This is a genomic window from Modestobacter sp. SYSU DS0511 (assembly GCF_054050755.1).
Window position 1 is genome coordinate 85,282 of sequence record NZ_JBJGZY010000012.1, and the last position, 21,302, is coordinate 106,583.

Annotated in this window: 16 protein-coding genes and 1 pseudogene; 9 read left to right on the forward strand and 8 right to left on the reverse strand. The window is 75.0% G+C overall.

What is annotated here, in order from left to right:
* Positions 1-282: 282 nt before the first annotated feature.
* Positions 283-504: a hypothetical protein gene (locus ACI783_RS08340; protein WP_457140002.1), complete on the forward strand. Its 222-nt coding sequence runs from the start codon at positions 283-285 to the stop codon at positions 502-504.
* Positions 505-588: 84 nt separating this feature from the next.
* On the opposite strand, the gene nrfD is transcribed toward ACI783_RS08340, so the two are convergent.
* The 4 genes and pseudogenes from nrfD to ACI783_RS08360 all read right to left on the reverse strand — a co-directional run bounded on the left by nrfD (position 589) and on the right by ACI783_RS08360 (position 6,893).
* On the reverse strand, positions 589-1,725 hold the full coding sequence (gene nrfD, locus ACI783_RS08345) for an NrfD/PsrC family molybdoenzyme membrane anchor subunit (protein WP_457140003.1): 1,137 nt from the start codon (positions 1,723-1,725) through the stop codon (positions 589-591).
* On the reverse strand, positions 1,722-2,858 hold the full coding sequence (locus ACI783_RS08350; RefSeq protein ID WP_457140004.1) for a 4Fe-4S dicluster domain-containing protein: 1,137 nt from the start codon (positions 2,856-2,858) through the stop codon (positions 1,722-1,724). The genes nrfD and ACI783_RS08350 overlap by 4 nt, the downstream gene beginning before the upstream one ends.
* Before the next feature lie 31 nt (positions 2,859-2,889).
* Positions 2,890-6,213, reverse strand: a pseudogene (gene fdh, locus ACI783_RS08355) (formate dehydrogenase).
* Positions 6,214-6,449: 236 nt separating this feature from the next.
* Positions 6,450-6,893 (reverse strand): DUF5313 family protein, encoded by a 444-nt coding sequence (locus ACI783_RS08360; RefSeq protein WP_457140005.1) that lies wholly within the window; start codon positions 6,891-6,893, stop codon positions 6,450-6,452.
* Positions 6,894-6,977: 84 nt separating this feature from the next.
* Here ACI783_RS08360 and ACI783_RS08365 point away from each other — a divergent pair, with 84 nt between their 5' ends.
* From ACI783_RS08365 to ACI783_RS08390, 6 genes are all read left to right on the forward strand, one after another.
* The gene (locus ACI783_RS08365) at positions 6,978-9,650 is read left to right on the forward strand and encodes a putative bifunctional diguanylate cyclase/phosphodiesterase (RefSeq protein WP_457140006.1); all 2,673 of its coding nucleotides are present in this window, start codon (positions 6,978-6,980) and stop codon (positions 9,648-9,650) included.
* Positions 9,647-12,268 (forward strand): diguanylate cyclase domain-containing protein, encoded by a 2,622-nt coding sequence (locus ACI783_RS08370; protein WP_457140007.1) that lies wholly within the window; start codon positions 9,647-9,649, stop codon positions 12,266-12,268. The genes ACI783_RS08365 and ACI783_RS08370 overlap by 4 nt, the downstream gene beginning before the upstream one ends.
* A gap of 32 nt (positions 12,269-12,300) precedes the next feature.
* Complete coding sequence (locus ACI783_RS08375; protein ID WP_457140008.1) at positions 12,301-13,110, forward strand: MBL fold metallo-hydrolase; 810 nt, start codon at positions 12,301-12,303, stop codon at positions 13,108-13,110.
* Complete coding sequence (locus tag ACI783_RS08380; protein WP_457140009.1) at positions 13,107-13,772, forward strand: DedA family protein; 666 nt, start codon at positions 13,107-13,109, stop codon at positions 13,770-13,772. The genes ACI783_RS08375 and ACI783_RS08380 overlap by 4 nt, the downstream gene beginning before the upstream one ends.
* A complete protein-coding gene (locus tag ACI783_RS08385; RefSeq protein WP_457140010.1) occupies positions 13,769-15,907 on the forward strand; it encodes a phage holin family protein in 2,139 nt (712 codons plus the stop codon). Before ACI783_RS08380 ends, ACI783_RS08385 begins: the two co-directional genes overlap by 4 nt.
* 192 nt (positions 15,908-16,099) lie before the next feature.
* The gene (locus tag ACI783_RS08390) at positions 16,100-17,077 is read left to right on the forward strand and encodes a glucosyl-3-phosphoglycerate synthase (protein ID WP_457140011.1); all 978 of its coding nucleotides are present in this window, start codon (positions 16,100-16,102) and stop codon (positions 17,075-17,077) included.
* 59 nt (positions 17,078-17,136) lie between these two features.
* Here ACI783_RS08390 and ACI783_RS08395 read toward each other — a convergent pair whose 3' ends face one another.
* Complete coding sequence (locus tag ACI783_RS08395; RefSeq protein ID WP_457140012.1) at positions 17,137-17,802, reverse strand: HAD family hydrolase; 666 nt, start codon at positions 17,800-17,802, stop codon at positions 17,137-17,139.
* Positions 17,803-17,879: 77 nt separating this feature from the next.
* Between ACI783_RS08395 and ACI783_RS08400 the strand changes: the two genes are divergently transcribed.
* Both ACI783_RS08400 and ACI783_RS08405 read left to right on the forward strand, forming a co-directional pair.
* Positions 17,880-18,416, forward strand: a complete 537-nt coding sequence (locus ACI783_RS08400; RefSeq protein WP_457140013.1) for a DUF5946 family protein — start codon at positions 17,880-17,882, stop codon at positions 18,414-18,416.
* 45 nt (positions 18,417-18,461) lie between these two features.
* Positions 18,462-19,151, forward strand: a complete 690-nt coding sequence (locus tag ACI783_RS08405; RefSeq protein ID WP_457140014.1) for a TetR/AcrR family transcriptional regulator — start codon at positions 18,462-18,464, stop codon at positions 19,149-19,151.
* A gap of 6 nt (positions 19,152-19,157) precedes the next feature.
* Here ACI783_RS08405 and ACI783_RS08410 read toward each other — a convergent pair whose 3' ends face one another.
* From ACI783_RS08410 to ACI783_RS08420, 3 genes are all read right to left on the reverse strand, one after another.
* Positions 19,158-19,781, reverse strand: coding sequence for a TetR-like C-terminal domain-containing protein (locus tag ACI783_RS08410; protein ID WP_457140015.1), 624 nt, complete (start codon positions 19,779-19,781; stop codon positions 19,158-19,160).
* 176 nt (positions 19,782-19,957) lie between these two features.
* Positions 19,958-20,287: a hypothetical protein gene (locus ACI783_RS08415; protein ID WP_457140016.1), complete on the reverse strand. Its 330-nt coding sequence runs from the start codon at positions 20,285-20,287 to the stop codon at positions 19,958-19,960.
* Between the two features lie 19 nt (positions 20,288-20,306).
* Positions 20,307-21,197, reverse strand: a complete 891-nt coding sequence (locus ACI783_RS08420; protein ID WP_457140017.1) for a 1,4-dihydroxy-2-naphthoyl-CoA synthase — start codon at positions 21,195-21,197, stop codon at positions 20,307-20,309.
* Positions 21,198-21,302: the final 105 nt, after the last annotated feature.

The window sequence follows — 21,302 nt, forward strand, 5'->3', positions numbered from 1 at the left end:
CGTCATCGGGCCGTTGTACCGGCGGCTGGGGGCGCTGCACCCCACCGCCGAGTTCATGGTCGGTGAGATCGGCTGCGCCGCCGGCCCGGTCAGCCGCCGGTACCTGAGCCGCGCCCCCGCAGGAGCGGCAGTCATGCGACGAGCGCTGACCGGCGCCGGGTGGGCGGAGACGGCGGGACGTCCCGGTCACCCTCACCCGGCGGGATGACATTGCGCCGGATCCGTTGCCCCGGCCAACTGCGGTCAGCCAAGCTGCGGCTCCTACGAGCACGGGGGTGCGAGATGGCGTGGTGGGCCTGGTTGCTCATCGTCTGGGTCGGCATGATCTGCCTGGTGGGGCCGTTCCTCGGCCGCACGCTGCGCCGGATCGACGAGATCGAGTGGACGGTGCCGGTCGAGCACCCGCCGGCACCGGCTGCCACCCCGGCACCCGCACCGGCCGCCACGCGGGCGCCCGCGCCGGCTGCCACGCCCGCACCTGCCGCCGGGGACCGGGTCGCCTGACCTGGCCGCCTGACCTGGTCCCCGGACGACGAACTGCCCCGCACCACCAGCGGCGGTGCGGGGCAGTTCAGGTCGACCGCGTCCTCAGCGGGTGATGGTGCTGGCCTCACCGGTGTGGCGGACGTTGCCCTCGGTGCCGTCCATCGTGGCGCCTCGACCGGCCTCGCGGGCCGCGATCCGCTCGCGCTGCGGGACGACGGTGTACTTCGGGTCCTTGGCGCTGGCCATGCCGGCCTCGTAGACGCCGAACCGGGTGAGCAGTGAGCCGGCGGCCAGCAGCGCACCGGACACGGCCGCCCCCACCCGGGTGCGGCCCGCCACCACGGTCAGGCCGGCGCCGCCGGCGGTGCATGCCTTCGCCGCCTTCATCAGCTTCCCGGCGTAGCCCACCTGGTACGGCTCGCCGACGATGCCGTGGTCGTGCTCGACCTTGTGCATCGCGGCGAGCTCGACCGCCGCACCGGCGACCGCCATCTTCCGCGCCGGCCCCGCCTCGGCAACCGGCGTGAACGCCATGCAGATGCCGCCACCGGCGGCCATCCCCGAGCCGGCGAAGACGAACGGCAGCTCCTTGTACGGCGCGTGCCACGACGGGACCGCGGTGTTGGCCAGCAGCACCGCGGTGTAGGTGGTCATCGGGCCGCCGAAGACCGCGGAGGTGGCGCCGGTGAGCTTCTCCAGGGCGGGGAACCAGCGGGAGATCCGCCGCAGCCCGAACTTCTGCAGGCCGGGGAAGGCCTCCAGCAGCTGCAGGCCCGCGGTCGCCGCGGTCAGCGCGCTGAACGGCGCGAGGATGTAGGAGCCCACCGAGAGCGGCGACGTCGGCTTCAGCACCCGCAGCATGTGCAGGAACCGCTCCGGCCGGCCCAGGTCGTGGATCAGCCACCCCACCGAGGCGAGCGCGCCACCACCGGCGGTGTAGTGCGCGACCCGGGTCAGCGTCGGGCGCCCGCTGGCGTCGGCGATCGCCCCGAGCACCGCGGAGGAACCGGCGGCACCGCCCAGGAACAGGTAGAGCGGCACGTCCGGGGTCTTCCACACCGGCGGCTTGATGATCGGCCGGCCGTAGTACGAGGTGAACTCGGCCTCGTCGACGGTCGGGTCACCGTCGCGGGCACCGCCGCGCCGGCCGCCCTTGCGGCGCTTCTTCTCCCGCGCCTGCGCCGGCGGGCCGTCGGCCCGCCGCCAGCCAGCACCCGGCGTCACCAGACCCTCGGTCATCGACGCGATCCCTTCCGCGAGCCGAGCACGGCGGTGAGCGCGAACCCGACCACCATGGCCGCCCCGCCGACGGCGTGCTTCCACATCGACGGCAGGTCGCGGGTGGTGACGATCGGGTCCGGCGGGAGCCCGTAGACCTCCGGCTCGTCGAGCAGCAGGAAGAACGCCCCGGCGCCACCGACGCCGTCGTTCTCGTCGCGGCCGTAGAGCCGGGCGGTCTCCACGCCCTGCTCCTTGAGCGTGGCCAGCCGGGCGTCGGCCCGGGCCTGGAGCTCGTCGAGGTCGCCGAACTGGATCGACTGGGTCGGGCACGCGGTCGCGCAGGCCGGCTGCAGCCCGTCGGTGAGCCGGTCGTAGCACATCGTGCACTTGAAGACCCGGCCGTCGTCCTTGCGCTTGTCGATCACGCCGTAGGGGCAGGCCGGCACGCAGTAGCCGCAGCCGTTGCAGATGTCGCCCTGCACCACGACGGTGCCGAACTCGGTGCGGAACAGCGCCCCGGTCGGGCAGACGTCCAGGCAGCCGGCGTGCGTGCAGTGCTTGCACACGTCGGAGGACATCAGCCAGCGGATCTCCCGGTCGGCCGAGTGCCCGGTCTGCGGGTCGAACTCGCTGAGCGCCTCCGCGTTGAGCACGCTGGACTGCGCGGTCAGCCCGCCGTCGGCGTTGCCACCGTGCGTCGTGGCGTGCGCGTCGCCCGAGGCCGCGCCGCTCCCGCAGCCCCCTCCGCCGCTCCCGCAGCCCCCTGCGGGTGCACCGGCGCCCCCTGCACCGGCCCCCGGCAGCCCGACCCCCGGCATCGGCAGGTCGACGGCCCGGCTCTGCTCGACGAAGGCGACGTGCCGCCAGGAGTTGGCCCCGAGCATGCCGGTGTTGTCGTAGGACATCCCGGACAGGCCCATCGCGTCCCGGTTGCCGTGCGAGTCGTCCATCGGGAGCGTGTTCCACTCCTTGCAGGCGACCTCGCAGGCCTTGCAGCCGATGCAGACCGAGGTGTCGGTGAAGAAGCCCACCCGCGCCGGGTGGTCCTCCTCGTACCCGGCCTCCCCGCTCACGTCGGGCAGCGGGCCGTAGAGCCGGTTGGCCGGGTCGTTGCCGGTGAGCGCCGGGCTCGCCGAGCTGACGGTGGTCACGAGCGCTCCTCCTCCATCGGGTCGAGCCGCATCAGCTCGTCCCCTCCTCGATCGGTACCCGGCCCCCGCTGGGGATCAGGCCCGACTGCACGCCCGCCCGGATCCGGTAGTCCTCCACGTACTGCACCAGCGCCTTGCCGCGCGGACGCCGCCCGGGCTGGATGTCGCAGGTGCCGACCTTCGTCTCCTGGATGTGCACGTTGGGGTCCATCACGACGCCGAACAGGTCGTTGCCGGAGTCGCCGGTGGACAGACCCTGCTCGCCCCAGTGGTAGGGGATGCCGATCTGCTCGACGACCTGGCCGCCCTTGAGCTTCATCGGCCGGATCCGCTCGGTGACCAGCACCCGGGCCTCGATCGCCGTCCGGGCGCTGATCAGCGTCGCCCAGCCGCCGTTCTCCAGGCCGCGCTCCTCGGCCAGCTGCGGGCTGACCTCGACGAAGAACTCCGGCTGCAGCTCGGACAGGTAGGGCAGCGTGCGGCTCATCCCACCCGCCGTGTGGTGCTCGGTCAGCCGGTAGGTGGTCATCGCGTAGGGGTAGACCTCGCTGCGCGGCGGGTTGCCCCGGTTGTACGCAGCGTGGATCTCCTCCCGGCCCGGGTTCGCCTGCTGGCCGTACAGCGCGTTCTCCACCGGCGACTCGGCCGGCTCGTAGTGCGCCGGCATCGGGCCGTCGGCCAGCCCCGCCGGCACGAACAGCCAGGCCTTCCCGTCGGCCTGCATGACGAACGGATCGGCACCGCCCAGGCCGGCCTGCGCGGTCGCGCCCTTCGGCGGCACGTAGTCCGGCCGCTTGGTGGCCTCGAAGTCGGGGACGTCGTGACCGGTCCACTTCCCGGCCTCCTCGTCCCACCAGACGTAGGCCTTGCGCTCGCTCCACGGCTTGCCGTCGGGGTCGGCCGAGGCGCGGTTGTAGAGCACCCGGCGGTTCGACGGCCAGGCCCAGCCCCACTCGGCGGCGACCCAGTCCTGCTCCCGGCCGGGCCTGCGCCGGGCGGCCTGGTTCACCCCGTCGGCGTAGACGCCGGTGTAGATCCAGCAGCCACCGGTGGTCGACCCGTCGTCCTTCATGTCCAGGTAGGTCGACAGCATCTCGCCGTCCGGGCCGTAGCCGTTGATCTCCCGGAGCACCGCGTCGGCGCTGGGCTCATCGATCTCCCCGTGCGTCGGGTAGTCCCAGGTGAGGTCCAGCAGCGGGCGGTCCCGTGGGTCGGTGGACCCGGCCAGCTTCTCCCGGAGCCGACGGCCCAGGTGGAAGTAGAACCACAGGTCGCTGCGGCAGTCGCCCGGCGGCTCGACCGCCTTGTGCCGCCATTGCAGCAGCCGCTGCGTCTGGGTGAAGGTGCCCTCCTTCTCCACGTGCGTGGCCGCGGGCATGAAGAACACCTCGGTGGCGATGTCCTCGGTGACCAGCTCACCGGTCTCGATCTCCGGGGCGGTCTTCCAGAACGTCGCCGACTCGATCATCTGCAGGTCGCGGACGACCAGCCACTCCAGGTTGGCCAGCCCGAAGCGCTGCATGCGCCCGTTGGCGCTGCCCACCGCCGGGTTCTCGCCCACCAGGAAGTAGCCGGGCACGTTGCCCTGGATCATGTCGGCGACCGTGGTGTACGTGCCGTGGTCACCGGTGAGCCTGGGCAGGTAGTTGAACGCGAAGTCGTTCTCCGCCGTCGCGGCGTCGCCCCACCAGGACTTCAGCATGCTCACCGTGTAGGAGCGCATGTTGCCCCAGAAGCCGATCCGGTCGTCGGCCGAGGAGCAGAAGCTGTCCAGGTCGGTGTGCTGCTGGGCGTGGGGCATCGGGATGTAGCCGGGCAGAATGTTGAACAGCGTCGGGATGTCGGTGGAGCCCTGGATGCTGGCGTGCCCGCGCAGCGCCAGGATCCCGCCGCCCGGGCGGCCCATGTTGCCCAGTAGTGCCTGCAGCACCGACGCCGTCCGGATGTACTGCACGCCCACGGTGTGGTGCGTCCAGCCCACCGAGTAGACCCACGCCGTCGTCCGCTCGCGGTTGCTGTTGGCGGTGACCCACTCGGCGACCTTGAGGAACACCTCCGGCTCGATACCGCAGATGTCCGCGACCATCTCCGGGGTGTACCGGGCGTAGTGCCGCTTCAGCACCTGGAAGACGCAGCGCGGGTGCTGCAGCGTCTCGTCCCGCTCCGGCCTGCCGTGGATGTCGGCCGAGCCCTGCGCGCCCTGCTGCTGGTCGGCCTCCTTGACGCCCTCGGTCTCGTCGTCGGTGCCGTCGTCGGCGGCGTCGTCGGGCCGGTCGCTGCCGTCGGAGCGGAGGGCCGACCCACCGGGCTGGCTCGGCGACCGCTGGCCGGCCGATGCGGGGAGGTTCACGCCCTCGTACTGCCAGGTGGTCTCGTCGTACTGCCCGGTCTCCGGGTCGAAGCCGGAGAACAGGCCGTCGAGGTCCTCGGTGTCCTGGAAGTCCTCACGCAGGATCGCCGCCGCGTTGGTGTAGGCGACCACGTACTCGCGGAAGTCCAGGTCGTTGTCCAGGACGTACTTGATCAGCCCGCCGAGGAAGGCGATGTCGGTGCCGGCGCGCAGCGGCACGTGCAGGTCGGCGAGCGCGCTGGTGCGGGTGAACCGCGGGTCGATGTGGATGACCTTCGCGCCCCGGGCCTTGGCCTCCATGACCCACTGGAAACCGACCGGGTGGCACTCGGCCATGTTCGAACCCTCGATCACGATGCAATCGGAGTTCACCAGGTCCTGCTGGAAGTTCGTGGCGCCGCCACGACCGAACGAGGTCCCCAGACCGGGGACCGTCGCGGAGTGCTATATGCGGGCCTGGTTCTCGATCTGGATCGCGCCCATGGCGCTGTAGAGCTTCTTCATGAGGTAGTTCTCCTCGTTGTCGAGGGTCGCCCCTCCGAGGCTCGCTATCCCCAGCGTGCGGTTGACGGGGTGGCCGTCCACCTCGTCCTGCCAGCCCTTGCGGCGGGCGTCGAGGACGCGGTCGGCGATCATGTCCATCGCCGTGTCGAGGTCGAGGTCCTCCCACTCCGTCCCGTGCGGACGGCGGTACTTGACCGTCGTGACCCGGCTCGGGCTGGTGACCAGCTGCTTGCTGGCGCTGCCCTTGGGGCAGAGCCGGCCGCGGCTGATCGGCGAGTCGGGGTCGCCCTCGATCTGGACGACCTGCTCGTCCTTCACGAAGACCCGCTGGCCGCAGCCGACGGCGCAGTACGGGCAGACCGACTGCACCACCCGGTCGGCGGTCGCCGTTCGGCTGACCACCTGCTCGGTCGCCTTGCTGCGCGCGGCCTTGCCACGCCCGAGCGGGTCAGGACCTGTCAGCTGCCGGAACACCGGCCATGCATCCAGCCACGTCTTCACGGGTCCGAGCTTGCCACTTGATCCCGCACCTCGCGCGTCCGACTCCCCCGTCTGGCGAGTCGGGTCGACACCCGGCGCGGCTGCGGACGACGGGCCGCGGGGAGGGATGAGCCGCCCCACCGGAGGGTGAGCCGCGCTGTGGCACGGCTCACCCTCACCTCAGCCGGGTCAACCCTCGCCACAGCAGCGGCAGACCGCACCGGCCCGGAACCGGACGACGACGGCGGGCGCGGGCGTCAGCGCTCGCCGCGGTACCGGGCCGCCCGGCGGGCCGCGGCCTCCCGCTTGCGCACCGACTCCGCCGCCAGCCGCTGCTGCGCGGCCCGGTCGTGCGCGGCCGCGGCGGTGCCGGCGGGCCAGCCGGCCCGCACCAGCCGGTGCTCGGTGGTCTCGGTCATGTAGGCCAGCGAGAAGATCAGCCCCATCGCCACCCCACCCAGGGCGGCCATGCCGCGGATCCAGAACGGGCCGGGCACGAGCAGGAGCACCAGGGTGACCGGGACGGCGAGCTGCACCAGCGACCGCGCCACGTGCCGCCAGGCCCAGGTGCGCGTGGTGGTGTCGTGCAGCACCCAGGGGCCGTACCGGGCGGGCAGCCGGCCACCGAAGGCGTACACCAGCCACCGCAGCGGCCCGGGGCGCACCACCCGGTCGCCGTCCGGTCGATCCGCGGGCTGCACGCCTCGTTCGTACCACTCCCCCCGAGGGGTGAGCAGACGGCGGCAGCGGTGGAGCAGTGCCCGCGCGGTCCCGAACACGGGGAGGTGACCACAGGAGTCCTCGCCGCCCCGGCGCGGGCCGTGACCGCCCCGACCCGGCGGGCCACGGCCGCACCGCGGCTCGGCCGCGCGCTGCTGCTGGCGCTCGCCGCCGGACTGGTGACGGCGGCGGCCGGCCCGGTGCTCGGCCCGATGGCCCCGGTCGCGCTCAACTTCGCGGTGATCATCGGCGCCACCGTGCTGCTGGCCCGCGGGGCCGCGCACAGCGCCCACCCGGCCGCCTGGCGCTGGTACGCCCTCTCGGTCGGCCTCGGCGGCGGCGGTGCGGCCCTGGCCGGGATGCTGGTGCCCTGGGGCCAGACCGCGCTGGGCAGCGTCCCCGGTCAGCTGCTGGTCGTGGCGGCGATCACCCGGCTGATCGACCTGCGCCGGCTCCGGGTGCACCGCGCCCAGCTGCTCACCTCGCTGGTGCTCTTCGTCATCGCCGACCTGCTGACGGTGCACACCATCTACCGGCTGACCATCGCCGACAGCGGCCTGCTGTCCCAGCCCGCGACGATCGCCATGTTCGCGCTGCTGTTCGCCATCGCCATCGGCACCGGCTGCTCGCTGCTGCTGGTCGCGGCCAGCCTGCCGGCCGCACGGCGGGTGGGCCTGCTGGTGTTCGCGGCGCAGTGCTGCGCATCGGTGGCCTCCGGCTTCGCCTCCGTCACGTCGGGCCCCGGGCCGGTGCAGTACCTCGCCTGCTCCCTCAGCGTGCTCGGGCTCTGCCTGGTCGGCATCGCCGTGCGCACCGACCGCGCCGCGCCCGCCCACTGCGGAGCCCCGCACAGCAGCTCGGCGCTGGGCGCCCTGCTGCCGCACGCCACGGCCGTGGTCGGCGGCGGCCTGCTGCTGGTCAGCGTGCCCGTCACCGGGGACCTGACGATCACCGGCACCGCCCTGGCGCTGGTCGGCCTGGGGGTGCTGATGGTCCACCAGGCAGTGACCTGGCGGGCGCAGCGGCAGCTCACCGCCGACCTCACCCGCTCCGAGGCGTACTTCCGCACGCTGGTGCGGGGCAGCGCCGACCCGATCGTGATCCTGGACGACGAGCTGCGGGTGCGGTGGGTCTCCCCCTCGATCACCGAGCTGCTCGGGCTGGACCCGCAGCGCACCGTGGGCCTGGCCATCGCCGACGCCGTCCACCCCGACGACGCACCCGGCCTGATCGCCGCGCTCGCGGCCCCGCAGCCCGACGGCACGGACACCAAGACCCGCACCGCGCGCATCCAGCACCTGGACGGCCGCTGGCGGCTGATCCGGGCCCAGGTGCGCGACCTGCGCGGCGACCCCGACGTCGGCGCGCTGGTGCTGTACTGCCGGGACGTCAGCGCCGCCTCCCCGCGCCCGGCCGACCTCGACGTCACCGCCCTCAGCACCACCGACCCGGCCACCGGCCTGCCCAACCGCTCCGCGCTCACCCAGCGGCTGACCGCCGCGCTCCGGGACCCCGCGGCGGGAGCCGCCGCCCTGGTGGTCCTCGGCGTCGCCGGGCTGGCCCCGGACGGCGACCAGCGCGTGCTGCGCGAGCTGACCACCCGGTTCAGCCGTGCCCTGCGGGGCGACGACTGGCTGGCCCGCGCCGGCGCCGACGAGTTCGCCGTGCTGGTGCAGGGCACCATCGCCGACGCCGAGACGGTGGCCGGGCGGCTGGTCGCAGCCGTCGAGCCGGTGCTCACCGGCAGCGGCACCGTGCGGCTGACCGCAGCCGCCGGCGTGACCTGGCTGCCCACCGACACCGACGCCGGCGAGGCGCTCCGCCGGGCCGACCTGGCGCTGCGCAGTGCCCGCGCGGCCGGCCCCGGCCGGGTGCGCCGGCACTCCGACGCGCTGCGGATGAACCAGGACCGCGAGGAGGCGCTGCGCGCCGACCTGGCGCAGGCCCTCGCCGCCGACCAGCTGCACCTGGTCTACCAGCCGGTCGTCGACCTGGCCCTGCACCGGACGACGACGGTGGAGGCGCTGCTGCGCTGGCGGCACCCGGTGTACGGCGAGGTCTCCCCCGCGGAGTTCGTGCCGCTGGCCGAGGAGTCGGCGCTCATCACCGAGCTGGGCCGCTGGGTGCTGCACCAGGCCACCGCGACGGTGGCCGGGCTGCCGCACGAGGACCTCGCGGTCGCCGTCAACGTCTCCGCCCGGCACCTGCGCACCGGCGAGCTGGTGGACGACGTGCTGACCGCGCTGGAGGACAGCGGGCTGGCCGCCTCGCGGCTGGTCCTGGAGATCACCGAGTCGGTGCTGCTCGACGACGGCCACGTCGTCGCCGACCTGGAGCTGCTGCGCCGCCTCGGCGTGCGCATCGCGGTCGACGACTTCGGCACCGGCTGGTCGTCGCTGGCCTACCTGGTCGGCCTGCCGATCGACGTGCTGAAGATGGACCGGCAGTTCCTCGCCGACGTGGAGCACGACCAGCAGCGCCGGGCGCTGTGCGCCTCGGTGCTGCACCTGGGCACGAGCCTGGGCCTGGCCGTGGTGGTCGAGGGCGTGGAGACCGCGGCCGAGCTCCAGCTGCTGCGCGACATGGGACACCGCTTCATCCAGGGCTACCTGCTCGCCCGCCCGCTTCCTCCCGGGGCCCTGACGGGTGACCTGCCCGACGGCGCGGCCAGCGACCCCGCTGACCGCGGCGCGGCCGGCACCGCCGCCGGACGCGAGGCCCCCAGGGCGACGGGGTGAACGGCCACCGGGGACCACAGCTGCGGCTGCCCGTGCTGCTGACGCTGGCCGGGCTGGCCGTCACCCTGCCGTTCAGCCCGGCCGGCGCCCTGCCCCAGTGGGACGACGTGGTGCTCGCCGTCTTCGGGAGCTGGGCGGCCTGGCACTGCATCCGCCTCACCGGCGCGATGCAGCGCCGCGACCGGCTGCCCTGGCAGGTGCTCGGCGCGAGCGCACTGCTCTACGCCGCCGCCAGCGTGCTGGCCGCGGCGGGCAACGGCGCCTCGGCGGACGGGCTGCGGCCCGCCGACGCGTTCATGCTCCTGGCCGCCCTCGGCCCGCTGGTCAGCGCGGCGCTGATCGGCGGCCGGGTGCGGGGCGCGCGGTGGCCGATCCTGGTCGTCGACGGGCTCACGGTCACCGTCGCCCTGGTGATCGTCGGCGACGTCCTGGTGCTCTCCCCCGCGCTGGCCCCCGGTGCGCTCGCGCCGCACCTGCAGCCGGTGGTGCTGGCCTACGGCCTCTACCCCGCCGTCGCGATCGGGGCGGTGGGGGCGCTGTGCACGGTGTCCTCCGAGGCGGTGCACCGGTCGGCGACCGCGATCATCCAGATGACCGGGCTGATCGGGCTCGCCTCCGCGCTGGTGGCCACGGAGTTCCTCGTCCCGGCCGGGGCGCTGGTCGCCGTCTCCGACGTCGCTGTCCTGCTGGCCCTGGCCACCGGCCTGCGGGCCGTGGCGCTGGCCCCGACCGGCCGCGCACCCACCGACCCGGCCGCGAGCACCGAGCCGGTGCCGCGGGTGAACGCCGCCGGCGTGGCGATCGTCGTCCTCGCCCTGGTGGGCGTCCCGGTGACCCTGCTGCTCGCCGTCGTCCTGGACCTGCCCATCGGCGCCGGGGAGATCATCTGCACCGCCGTGCTGATCCTGCTGCTCCTGGTCCGGACGGCGCTGCGGATCCGGGAGAACGGCCGGATGGCCCAGGAACTGGTGCGCAGCGAGGAGGACTTCCGCGGGCTGGTCGAGGCGAGCTCCGACGGCGTCGCGATCGTCGGCGCCGACCTGCGCCTGGAGTTCACCTCCCCGGCGGCCCGCACCCTGCTGGGGCTCTCCGACGCCGCCCCGCACCCGCTGCTGCTGGACCTGCTGCCCGAGGAGGACCGGGCCTGCGTCGCCCGCGAGCTCACCGCCGTCGTCGACGACACCACCCCGCCACTGCACCTGCGGGTGCTGCCGGCCGGCGGCGAACCGCGCGACCTGGAGGTCACCCACCACGAGCGGCCCGGCAGCGGACGGCGGGTGCTGCACCTGCGCGACGTCACGACCCGCCGGCGCCGCGAGCGCGAGCTGGAGCGGATGGCGTTCACCGACCACCTGACCCGGCTGCGCAACCGCGCGATGCTCTTCCAGGAGATGGCGTCCCCGGCTCCCGGGGACCGGTCCCTGCTGGTGCTCGACCTCGACGGGTTCAAGGCGGTCAACGACTCCGCCGGCCACGAGGCCGGTGACCTGCTGCTGGTCGAGGTCGCCCGCCGCCTGGAGGGCCTGGTGCGCGCCGACGACCTGGTCGCCCGGCTCGGCGGGGACGAGTTCGCCGTGCTGCTGGCCGGCGACGAGGCCGCCGCCACCGAGGCCGCCCAGCGGGTGGTGGACGTGCTCGCCCGGCCCTACCGGGTCGGCGACCGCACCTTCAGCGTCGGGGCCAGCGTGGGCCTCAGCCAGGTGCACCCCGGCGGCGGGCAGCTCGCCTTCCGCCAGGCCGACGCCGCCCTGCGGGCCGCCAAGCAGGCCGGCAAGGGGTGCTGGCGCGTGCACAGCGAGGACCGGGTGTCCCAGGCCGCGGCCACCAGCTCCGTCGCCGCCGCGCTGGCCGACGGCGACGTCCAGCTCCGCTTCGACACCATCGCCAACGGCGACACCGGCATCCTGGCCGCACTGCACGCCCAGCCCGTCTGGGTGCACCCCGAACTCGGCGTGCTGCCCGCCGCCGAGCTGTGGGCGGCCGCCGAACGGCAGGCCCAGACCCCGGCGCTGCAGCGGTGGTTGCTCACCCGCGCGTGTGCCGACGTCGCCGCCCTGGACGACCAGCTGCTGGTCGCCGTCGACCTGCCCGCGGGGCTCGTGCACGCCGACGAGCTGCCCGGCGAGGTGGCCGCCGCGCTCGCCGCCGCCGGCCTGACGCCGTCCCGGCTGACCCTCTTGGTCACCGAGGACGTGCTGCAGACGTCGTCCGCCGCGCTCATCCCGGCGCTGCACACCGTGCAGCGCACGGGTGTCCGGCTGGGCCTGGACGACTACGGCATGGGCTCGACCCTGTGGGCCCAGCTCGCCCGGTTGCCCCTCGAGGTGATCATGGTCGACGTCCGCAACCTGTGGGCCGGCGGCGACCGCGACCGGACGCTGGAGCTGCTGGGCGCCATCGGCCGCAGCGCCCGCGGCTTCGAGGTGTCGACCGTGGCCAAGGAGATCACCTCCCCGCAGCTGCTCTCCGGGCTCCGCCGGCAGGGGGAGGTCGCCGTCGCCGGGCCGGTGCTGCCCAGCGGGCTGACCGCCGCGCAGGTGGCGGCCCTGCTGCGGCACCCGTCCTCGGCCGTCGTGGCCCCCCTCCCGGCGCCCCGCACGCGCGCGGAAGTGGGGTGACCACGGCGCCTCCCCGCGCCGATACTGACCCGGTGACCGCTCCGTCCCTGCACTTCCTGGGCCACTCCACCGTGCGGGTGGAGCTGGCCGGGCGGACGGTGCTCACCGATCCGCTGCTGACCGCGGGGCTGGGCCCGGTGCGCCGGGTCGCCCCGCCGCTGCCGCCGGAGACCTGGGCCGGCGTCGACCTGGTGGTCATCTCCCACCTGCACAACGACCACCTGCACCTGCCCTCGCTGCGCCGGCTGGGCCGGTCGACCCCGGTGCTCGTGCCCCGCGGCGCCGGATCGTGGCTGCGCGCGCACCGGTTCACCGCCGTCGACGAGCTCACCCCCGGGCAGAGCACCACCGACGGCGAGCTGACCGTGACCGCCACCGAGGCCCGGCACGCCGGGCACCGCTGGGGCCCGCGCCTCACGCACGGCCCGCACGCCCCCGCCGTCGGCCACCTGCTGCAGGGCGCCGGGACGACGGTCTACGCCGCCGGGGACACCGACCTGTTCCCCGGCATGACCGACCTCGGTGCCGAGGGGATCGACGTCGCCGCGCTGCCGGTGTGGGGCTGGGGCCCCACGCTCGGGCCCGGGCACCTCGACCCCCAGCGCGCGGCGGAGGCGGTGCGGCTGCTGCGCCCGCGGGTCGCCGTCCCGGTGCACTGGGGCACGCTCGCCCTCGCCGGGCTGACCCGGCTGCCCAGCCCCTGGCGGGCCCGGATGCGGACGCTGCTCACCGAGCCGCCGCGGCGGTTCGCCGCCGCCGTCGCCGCGGCCGGCTCGGCCACCGCCGTCGCGCTGACCGAGCCCGGCGCCCCGGTGCTCCTGCCCGCGGGGACGCCGCCGTGACCGCGGAGGTGCTGGCCGTGAACTGGACCGACGCCGGCGCGATCGGCTACCCGGTGGTCTTCTTCGGCGTGCTGCTCGGCTCGATCGTGCCGGTGGTGCCCACCGGCGCCGTCGTCGGCGCGGGCGCCGCGGTCGCGCTCACCACCGACCACCTCGCGCTGCCGCTGGTGCTGCTGCTGGCGGTGCTGGGCGCGTGGACCGGCGACGTCGCGACCTTCGCCGTCTGCCGGTTCGGCGGGCCTGCCGCGGTGCGCTGGGTGGCCCGCGGCCAGCACCCCGAGCGGATCGCGGAGGTGCGCGAGCAGTTCCGCCGGCACGGCTGGCAGATCGTCGTCGTCGGCCGGCTGCTGCCCGCGGGGCGCATCCCGGTGCTGCTCGCCGCCGGGGCACTGGCCTACCCGTGGCGCCGGCTGCTGCCCGCCTCCCTCGCCGCCGCCACCACGTGGGCGACGGCCTACGCGCTGCTCGGGGTGGTCAGCGGCGGCATCTTCGACTCCCCGCTGATCGCCACGCTGATCGCGACGCTGCTGGTGCTCGCCGTCGGCCTGGTGCTGAACCTGGTGTCGCACCACCGCCACCGCCACTCCCCCACCGCCCCGCTCCCGGCGCCGAGAGCGGACCCGGACGACGTCGTGCTGCCGGCCGCCTGCGAGCGGCCGTGAGCCAGGCGACGTCGTCCGGCCGGGTGCTGCGCGGCGGCCGGACGCTGGCCCGGCTGCTGCTGGTGTGGGCCGCGGTCACCGGTGCGCTGGTGCTGCTCGACGAGTGGCTGACCGGCTTCGACATGCGGGCCTGGTGGCACCCGCCGGTCGCCGCGCTGCTGCTGGGCGTGCTGGTCGCGGTCGTGTGGCCGCTGGTCGTCCGGATCACCCTGCCGGTCGCCTTCCTCACCTTCGGCCTGAGCAGCTTCCTGCTGCTGGGCGCCGGCGTCCTGGCGGTCTTCCACGCCCTGCCCGGCGTCGAGGTGCACTCCTTCCGGACCAGCGTCGCCGTCGCCGTCGCCATGGCCGGCGTCGCCGGGGGGGTCAGCAGCGCGCTGGCGGTCAACGAGGACGAGCTCTTCTTCCGCCGCGCCCGCCGGCGGCGCGGCGTCGCCGACCTGGGCGACTGCCCACCGGGCGTGCTGTTCCTGCAGATCGATGGCCTCGGGTACGACGTCGCCCGGCGCGCCGTCCGGGACGGGTCGATGCCCACCCTCGCCGCCTGGCTGCGCGCCGACAGCCACGTGCTGCGCTCCTGGCACACCGACTGGAGCTCGCAGACCGGGGCCAGCGTCTGCGGCATCCTGCAGGGCTCGAACGACGACGTCCTCGGCTTCCGCTGGTACGACAAGGAGCGGGGCCGCGTCGTCGCCGTCTCCCGCCCGGAGGACGCCGCGGACATCGAGCGCCGGCACTCGAACGGCCGCGGCCTGCTCGCCGGGGACGGCGCCGGGCGGGGCAACCTCTTCACCGGCGACGCCCCGCACGTCTCGCTGACCATGAGCTCGCTCGCCGTCGTCGTGCCCAGCGGTTCCCGGCGCGAACGGCGGGCGCGGGACCGCATCGGCGCCGGCTACCAGGCCTACTTCGCCAACCCGGTGAACGCCCTGCGCACGCTGGCGGTGTCGCTGGTCGACGTCTACCGGGAGCTGTCGGCCGCGGCCCGGCAGCGCCGCGCGGACGTGCGCCCGCGGGTCAGCCGCGGCGGCCTCTACCCGCTCGCCCGGCCCGGCACGACGGTCATCGCCCGCGACGTCGTGGTCAACGCGCTGCTCGAGGACATGCTCGCCGGCCGCCCCGTCGTCTATGCGGACTTCCTCGGCTACGACGAGGTCGCCCACCACTCGGGCATCGAGCGGTTCGACAGCCTGGAGGTGCTGCGCACCATCGACCAGCAGATCGGCCGGCTGTGGCGGGCCGCCCAGCTCGCCCCGCGCCGCTACCACCTGGTCTGCCTGTCCGACCACGGGCAGACCCAGGGCCAGGCCTTCGCCGACCGGTTCGGGGAGACGGTGGAGCAGCTGGTCGGGCGGCTGTGCGGCGGACCGGTCCCTCCCGCCCCGCGGCGCCGGCTGCTCGGGCTGCGCCGCCCCGCACCGGTCGAGGACAGCCGCCGGTCGGCCGAGGCCTGGCAGGTGACCTCCGCCCTCGCCGAGGGCAGCGGGGTGATCGCCCGCCGGCTGCGCGACCGGGCCGGCCGGGTCACCCCCGGGGAGCCCGGCGCCACCCCCGCCGGGGAGCACGGGACGGTGCGCCGCGCGGCCCCCGGGGTCGTCGTCAGCGTCTCCGGCCACATGGCGCACGTGTCGTTCGCCGACCTCCCCGGCCGGGTGCCGCTGGAGACCATCGAGCGACGCTGGCCGCACCTGCTGCCGACCCTGGTCGACCACCCCGGCATCGGGTTCCTGCTGGTGCACTCCACGGAGTTCGGGCCGGTGGTGCTCGGCCGGGACGGGCTGCACCGGCTGGACAGCGGCGTGGTCATCGGCACCGACCCGCTGGCCGACTACGGCGAGCACGCCGCGGCGCTGGTCGCCCGGGTGTCGGGCTTCCCGCACTGCCCCGACGTGGTCGTCAACAGCCGGTACGACCCGGAGACCGACGAGGCGTCGCCGTTCGAGCCGCACGTGGGCTCGCACGGCGGCCTGGGCGGGCCGCAGCAGCACGGCTTCCTGCTGCACCCGCGGTCCTTCGCCGACCCCGGCGAGATCGTCGGCGCGGAGCACCTGCACCGGGTGCTGCGCGGCTGGCTCAGCGACCTCGGTCACCCCGAGCCGGTGGTGCCCGCCGACGACCGGGTCGCCGCTCCCGCCTGACCTGCCTTTCCGCCAAAATGGCCATTTTGGCGGAAGGAGTGGGGGCGGAGGCGCCCGGGGACCGGACGACCGTGCGCTTGTTGCCGCCGACGCCGGTGCCCGTCAGGCTGGAGCGGCAGGGGTGCGTGAAGTTCACGTGAACGACGCCCCGCCGACGTGCAGGGGGGTGAGGTCGTGCCCGACAGTGGGCTGATGCGACCTGACGCCCGCGCCTGGTTCGAGAGCCGCACCACGTCGGCCACCTCCCTGGCCGAGATCGACGTCGATGCCCTCCTGCTGGCCAAGCGCCGCGGTGGGCACCGGGTGAGCGTCGTCCTGCCCGCGCGGGACGAGGAGGCGACCGTCGGCACCCTGGTCCGGGATCTCGCCGACCGCTGGGTGCACGGCGTTCCGCTGATCGACGAGCTCGTCGTCATCGACTCCGACTCCACCGATGCGACCCCCCAGGTCGCCCGCGACGCCGGGGCCGACGTCGTGGCCGCCGCCGACGTGCTGCCCGCGCACGGCAGCCGCCGCGGCAAGGGCGAGGCGCTGTGGAAGGGCGTCGCCGCCACCTCCGGCGACCTCGTCGTCTTCATGGACTCCGACCTGCTCGGCGACGTCAGCCACTACGTGCCCGGGCTGCTCATCCCGCTGCTGACCGACCCGCGGGTCGACTACGTCAAGGGCTGCTACACCCGGCCGCTGACCGTCGACGGCGAGCACCGCCCGGCCGGCGGCGGCCGGGTCACCGAGCTGACCGCCCGCCCGCTGCTCAACGCCCTGTGGCCGGAGCTGGCCGGCTTCGTGCAGCCGCTGGGCGGGGAGTACGCCGGCCGCCGCTCCGCGCTGGAGCGGGTGCCGTTCGTCTCCGGCTACGGCGTCGAGGTGGGGCTGCTGGTCGACCTGCTCGGCGTCTGCGGCCTCAACGGGCTCGCCCAGGTCGACCTCGGCACCCGCCAGCACTCGCACCAGACCGACGAGGCGCTGGGCAAGATGGCCGGCCAGATCGTCTCCACCCTGCTGGCCCGCGCCGAGCGCAGCGGGCTGGAGCCCGGCGGCCTGCTGACCCAGTTCCAGCACGACGGGCAGCGGTTCGTGCCGAGCAGCACCACCGTCGCCACCGACGAGCGCCCGCCGCTGTGCGCGGTGCCGGAGTACACCGCTCCCCGCGTCGACGTCGTCGGTTAGGCCCCCGTTCAGGGTCCCGCGCTGAGCGTGCGAAGCGTGGGGGGAACGGGGGCCCTCCCTCAGGCGAGGGGGGTGTCGTCGAGGGCCGCGGCGAGGTCGCCGGGGGTGTCGAAGATCCCGACCGCGCCGGCGTCGCGCAGCTCGTCGTCCCCGAAGCCCCCGGAGCGGACGACGATCGCCGGCATCCCGGCCTTCTTCGCCGCCTCGACGTCCCACACCGAGTCGCCGATCATCACCGCCGACGCGCCCGGGTCGGCGCCGATCTTCTGCAGCGCCACCTGCAGCAGGTCCGGCGCGGGCTTGGAGGCCTCGACGTCGCCGCTGGTCGTCCAGTCCTCGGCGAGGTCCCGGGCGTCCAGCAGGTCGAGGAAGGCCTCGACGTGCTTCGGCTTCCCGGAGCTGGCCAGCACCAGCCGGTGCCCGCGCTCCCGGATCGCCAGCAGCAGCTCGCGGGCGCCGGGCAGCGGCTGCATCTCCCCGATCATCAGGTCGACCTCCTCGACCCAGCGGTCCCGCGCCCGGTCACCGATCCGTGCCTCGACGTCGTCCCCACCGATGGCGGCGACGAGCTTGTCACCGCCCATGCCGATCAGCCGGTGCAGCCGCCACACCGGGTACGTCTCACCCAGCGAGCGCAGGGCCCGGTACCAGGCGAGGGCGTGCTGGTAGTTCGAGTCGACGAGGGTGCCGTCGACGTCCAGGACAGCGATGGTGGGTTCAGCCATCTCCGGGGCCTGCCCATTCGCGCGCCGTCTCACCCACGCGCCGCGGACGGCGTCACGGTGCGGCACGATCGGTCGGCGTGAGCGCCGTCGACCCCCGCGCCGTCATCCGCGAACCGGCGGGCGTCGCGGCCGCCGGGCCGACCGAGACGGCGGCCTGCCCCGGGTGCGGGGCGGTGCTCGCCGTCGTCCCCGGGCTGGCCGCCGGGCACCCGGGTGCCTCGGCCGGCTGCGCGGCGCTGTTCGCGGTCACCGTCCGCGGCCTGCGGGACGAGGCCGCGCAGGACCCGCGGGCCGCCGGCTTGCTGCGCCTGGCCACCGACGCCTACGACGCCCAGCACCTGGTCGCCGGCGAGCCCGCGGCCGCACCGGTGCGGTTGTGCCTGGCGCTGGAGCACGGCCGGGTCCCGGCCGCCGACGAAGGCGGCGCCGGCGCACCGGCCGGGCTGACCCCGCCGGCCCGCTGGACGACGACGATCGCCGACCTCGCCGCCGACCTGGACGTCGTCGACCTGCCCGCGCTGGTGCGGTCCTGGGCGACGGCGGTGTGGGCGGACTGGTCGCCGGCGCAGGACCGGCTGCGCGCGGCCGCCGGGGGCGCGCCACCCCCGGGGTGAGACCGCTGCCACCGCTATCGGTGGCGGGCACCTAGATTGAGTGCCGTGACCGAGGCCACGGGGGGCCGGCGGGAGCTGCGCAAGGCGCAGACCCGGGCCGAGATCCGCAGCGTCGCGCAGCGGCTGTTCGCCGAGCGCGGCTTCGACGGCGTGACGATCGCCGATGTCGCCGCGGCCGCCGACGTGGCCGTCCAGACGGTGTTCAACCACTTCCCGACGAAGGAGGACCTCTTCTTCGACGGCCGGACGCCGTGGGTGGAGCGGGTCGCCGCCGCGGTCGCGGAGCGGCCGGCCGGGCAGGACCCGACGGCGGCGCTGCGCGAGTACCTGCAGGCCGACCTCACCGCCCTGCTGGAGCTGGAGGCGCGGCCGGAGAACCGCAGCTACCTGGAGGCGCTGGCGCACAGCCCGAGCCTGCAGGCACGCGAGCGCTCCCTCGTCGAGCAGGCCTGGCAGCGGGTGGCCGGGGAGCTGCTCGCGACAGGCAGGACGCCGGCGGACCCGGTGACCACGCAGTTCCTCAGCGAGCTGACCGGGGCGCTGTTCATGGTCGCCGGGCGGGTGCTGGTGCTCGAGCACCGCCGGCTGGTGCTGGCCGAGCCGTCCGACGAGGCACAGCAGGCGGAGGTGCGCAGGCACACCGAAACCACGCTCGGCGCCCTCGAGGAGTGCCTGCGCGCACTGTCCGGGCGCCTGACCGGTCGCCCGGCCGGCGACGGCCCGGGCGGGGCCTGACCGGCCTCAGGCCGTCGCGCCGCCCGGCTCGACGATCGGCATGAGCACCTCACCGACCAGCGCCTCGACCTCGGGCATCCGCATCGGCTCGGCGCCGAAGGCGCTGTAACGCTGCCACCACAGCGCCTGGAGCACCGATCCGAGCAGCGCCACCCGCTCGTGCGGGAGCTCGCGCCCCCGGGCGGCCTCCCGGGCGGTCACCTCCCGGACGACGGCGGCCAGCGGCCGCACCAGCGACTCCTCGAGGCCGGCGCGCAGGTCGGCGTCGTGCCGGGCGGGGCCGACGAGGCTCGCCGCGGCGCGCTCCATCCGCTCCAGCGGGCGGGTCCAGGGGGCCAGCAGCGCGCACAGGTCGGCGCGCAGCGAGCCGCCGTCGTCCGGCAGCTGCACCAGCGTGCCGGTGCTCAGCGCGTGCCGGGCGAGCGCGGCCATGGTGGGCCAGCGGCGGTAGATGCCGGCCTTCCCGGCGCGTGCGCGGGCGGCGACCCGGTCGCTGTTGAGCCGGCCCCACCCCTCGTCGGCCAGGATGTCGACCGCGACCGCGACCAGTTGCTCGGAGAGCTCCGTGGACAGCGGGCGGCCCGGCGGGCGGGCGCCGGCAGGTCGGGGAGGCGCGTCTGTGGTCGTCACCGTGCAATCGTGCCCAAGAAAGTGGAGTGACCACAACAAGCGCGCGCACTCATATGGAAATCACAGGTTCCGAATCGAGACCGCCCGGAGCCGAACGTGACCTCGCGGTGGCTCTCCGCAGAGGCCCGCCAGGGCACACCGTGCCCGGTCGGTGGTGCGCTGACCTGCTCGTCCGGTCAGGCGGACGCGGCCGGCTCGACGTGCGCGCGCAGGCTGGCGCCGTCATCGGCGGTCCAGCCGGCGTCCCCCGCGGCCGCGACCATCTCGTCGAACCGGTTCCCCCAGTCGGGGGAACTCGCCTCCCGCTCAGCGGCGGCACGCAGCGCGGCGACGTCCAGCAGCCCGGTGCCGTCGTCCAGCCGGCCCAGGCCCGCCGCCCGCAGCGCCTGGTCGGCGTCGGCGTCGGTCAGCGCACCGAGGGCCAGGTGCAGCCGCCCCAGGTCCTCGACGTCGGCCACCCGCACCTCCGGCACCTCGTCCGCGCCGGTGATCACCTCGACGATCATCGTCTCTCCATCCGTCGTCCTACACGTGCCAGGGGAACTGGCTGAAGTCCGGGTCGCGCTTCTCCAGGAACGCGTCGCGACCCTCGACGGCCTCCTCGGCCATGTACGCCAGCCGGGTGGTCTCCCCGGCGAAGAGCTGCTGCCCGACCAGGCCGTCGTCGATCAGGTTGAACGAGTACTTGAGCATCCGCTGGGCGGTCGGGCTCTTGGCCACGATCCGGCGCCCCCAGTCCAGCGCGGTCGCCTCCAGCTCGGCGTGCGGCACCACCCGGTTGACCATGCCCATCGCGTGCGCGTCGGCGGCGGAGTACTCCTCGCCGAGGAAGAAGACCTCGCGGGCGAACTTCTGCCCCACCTGGCGGGCCAGGTAGGCCGAGCCGAACCCGCCGTCGAAGCTGCCGACGTCGGCGTCGGTCTGCTTGAACCGGCCGTGCTCGGCGCTGGCCAGGGTGAGGTCGGCGACGACGTGCAGGCTGTGCCCGCCGCCGGCGGCCCAGCCGGGCACCACGCAGATGACCACCTTCGGCATGAACCGGATCAGCCGCTGCACCTCCAGCACGTGCAGCCGGCCCGGCGTGCCGGCCTGCCCCTCGTAGCCGTAGCGGCCGCGCACCCGCTGGTCGCCGCCGGAGCAGAAGGCCCAGCCGCCGTCCTTCGGGCTCGGCCCGTTGCCGGTGAGCAGCACGCAGCCGACGTCCCGGGACAGCCGCGCGTGCTCCAGGACGGCGAGCAGCTGGTCGACGGTCTCCGGCCGGAAGGCGTTGCGCACCTCGGGGCGGTCGAAGGCCACCCGCACGACCCCGGCGTCCACGGCCCGGTGGTAGGTGAGGTCGGTCAGGCCCTCGAAGCCGGGGACCTCCTGCCACGCCGTGGGGTCGAAGATCTCCGAGACGTCGTCGCGCGCGCTCACGGCCCGAACCTAGCCGCCGCGACGGGCATCCGCCTCGGCCGACCGGCTGCCCCTGGCGACGCTTGTGCTCTGCTCACCACCAGTGAGCAGAGCACAAGCGTCGCC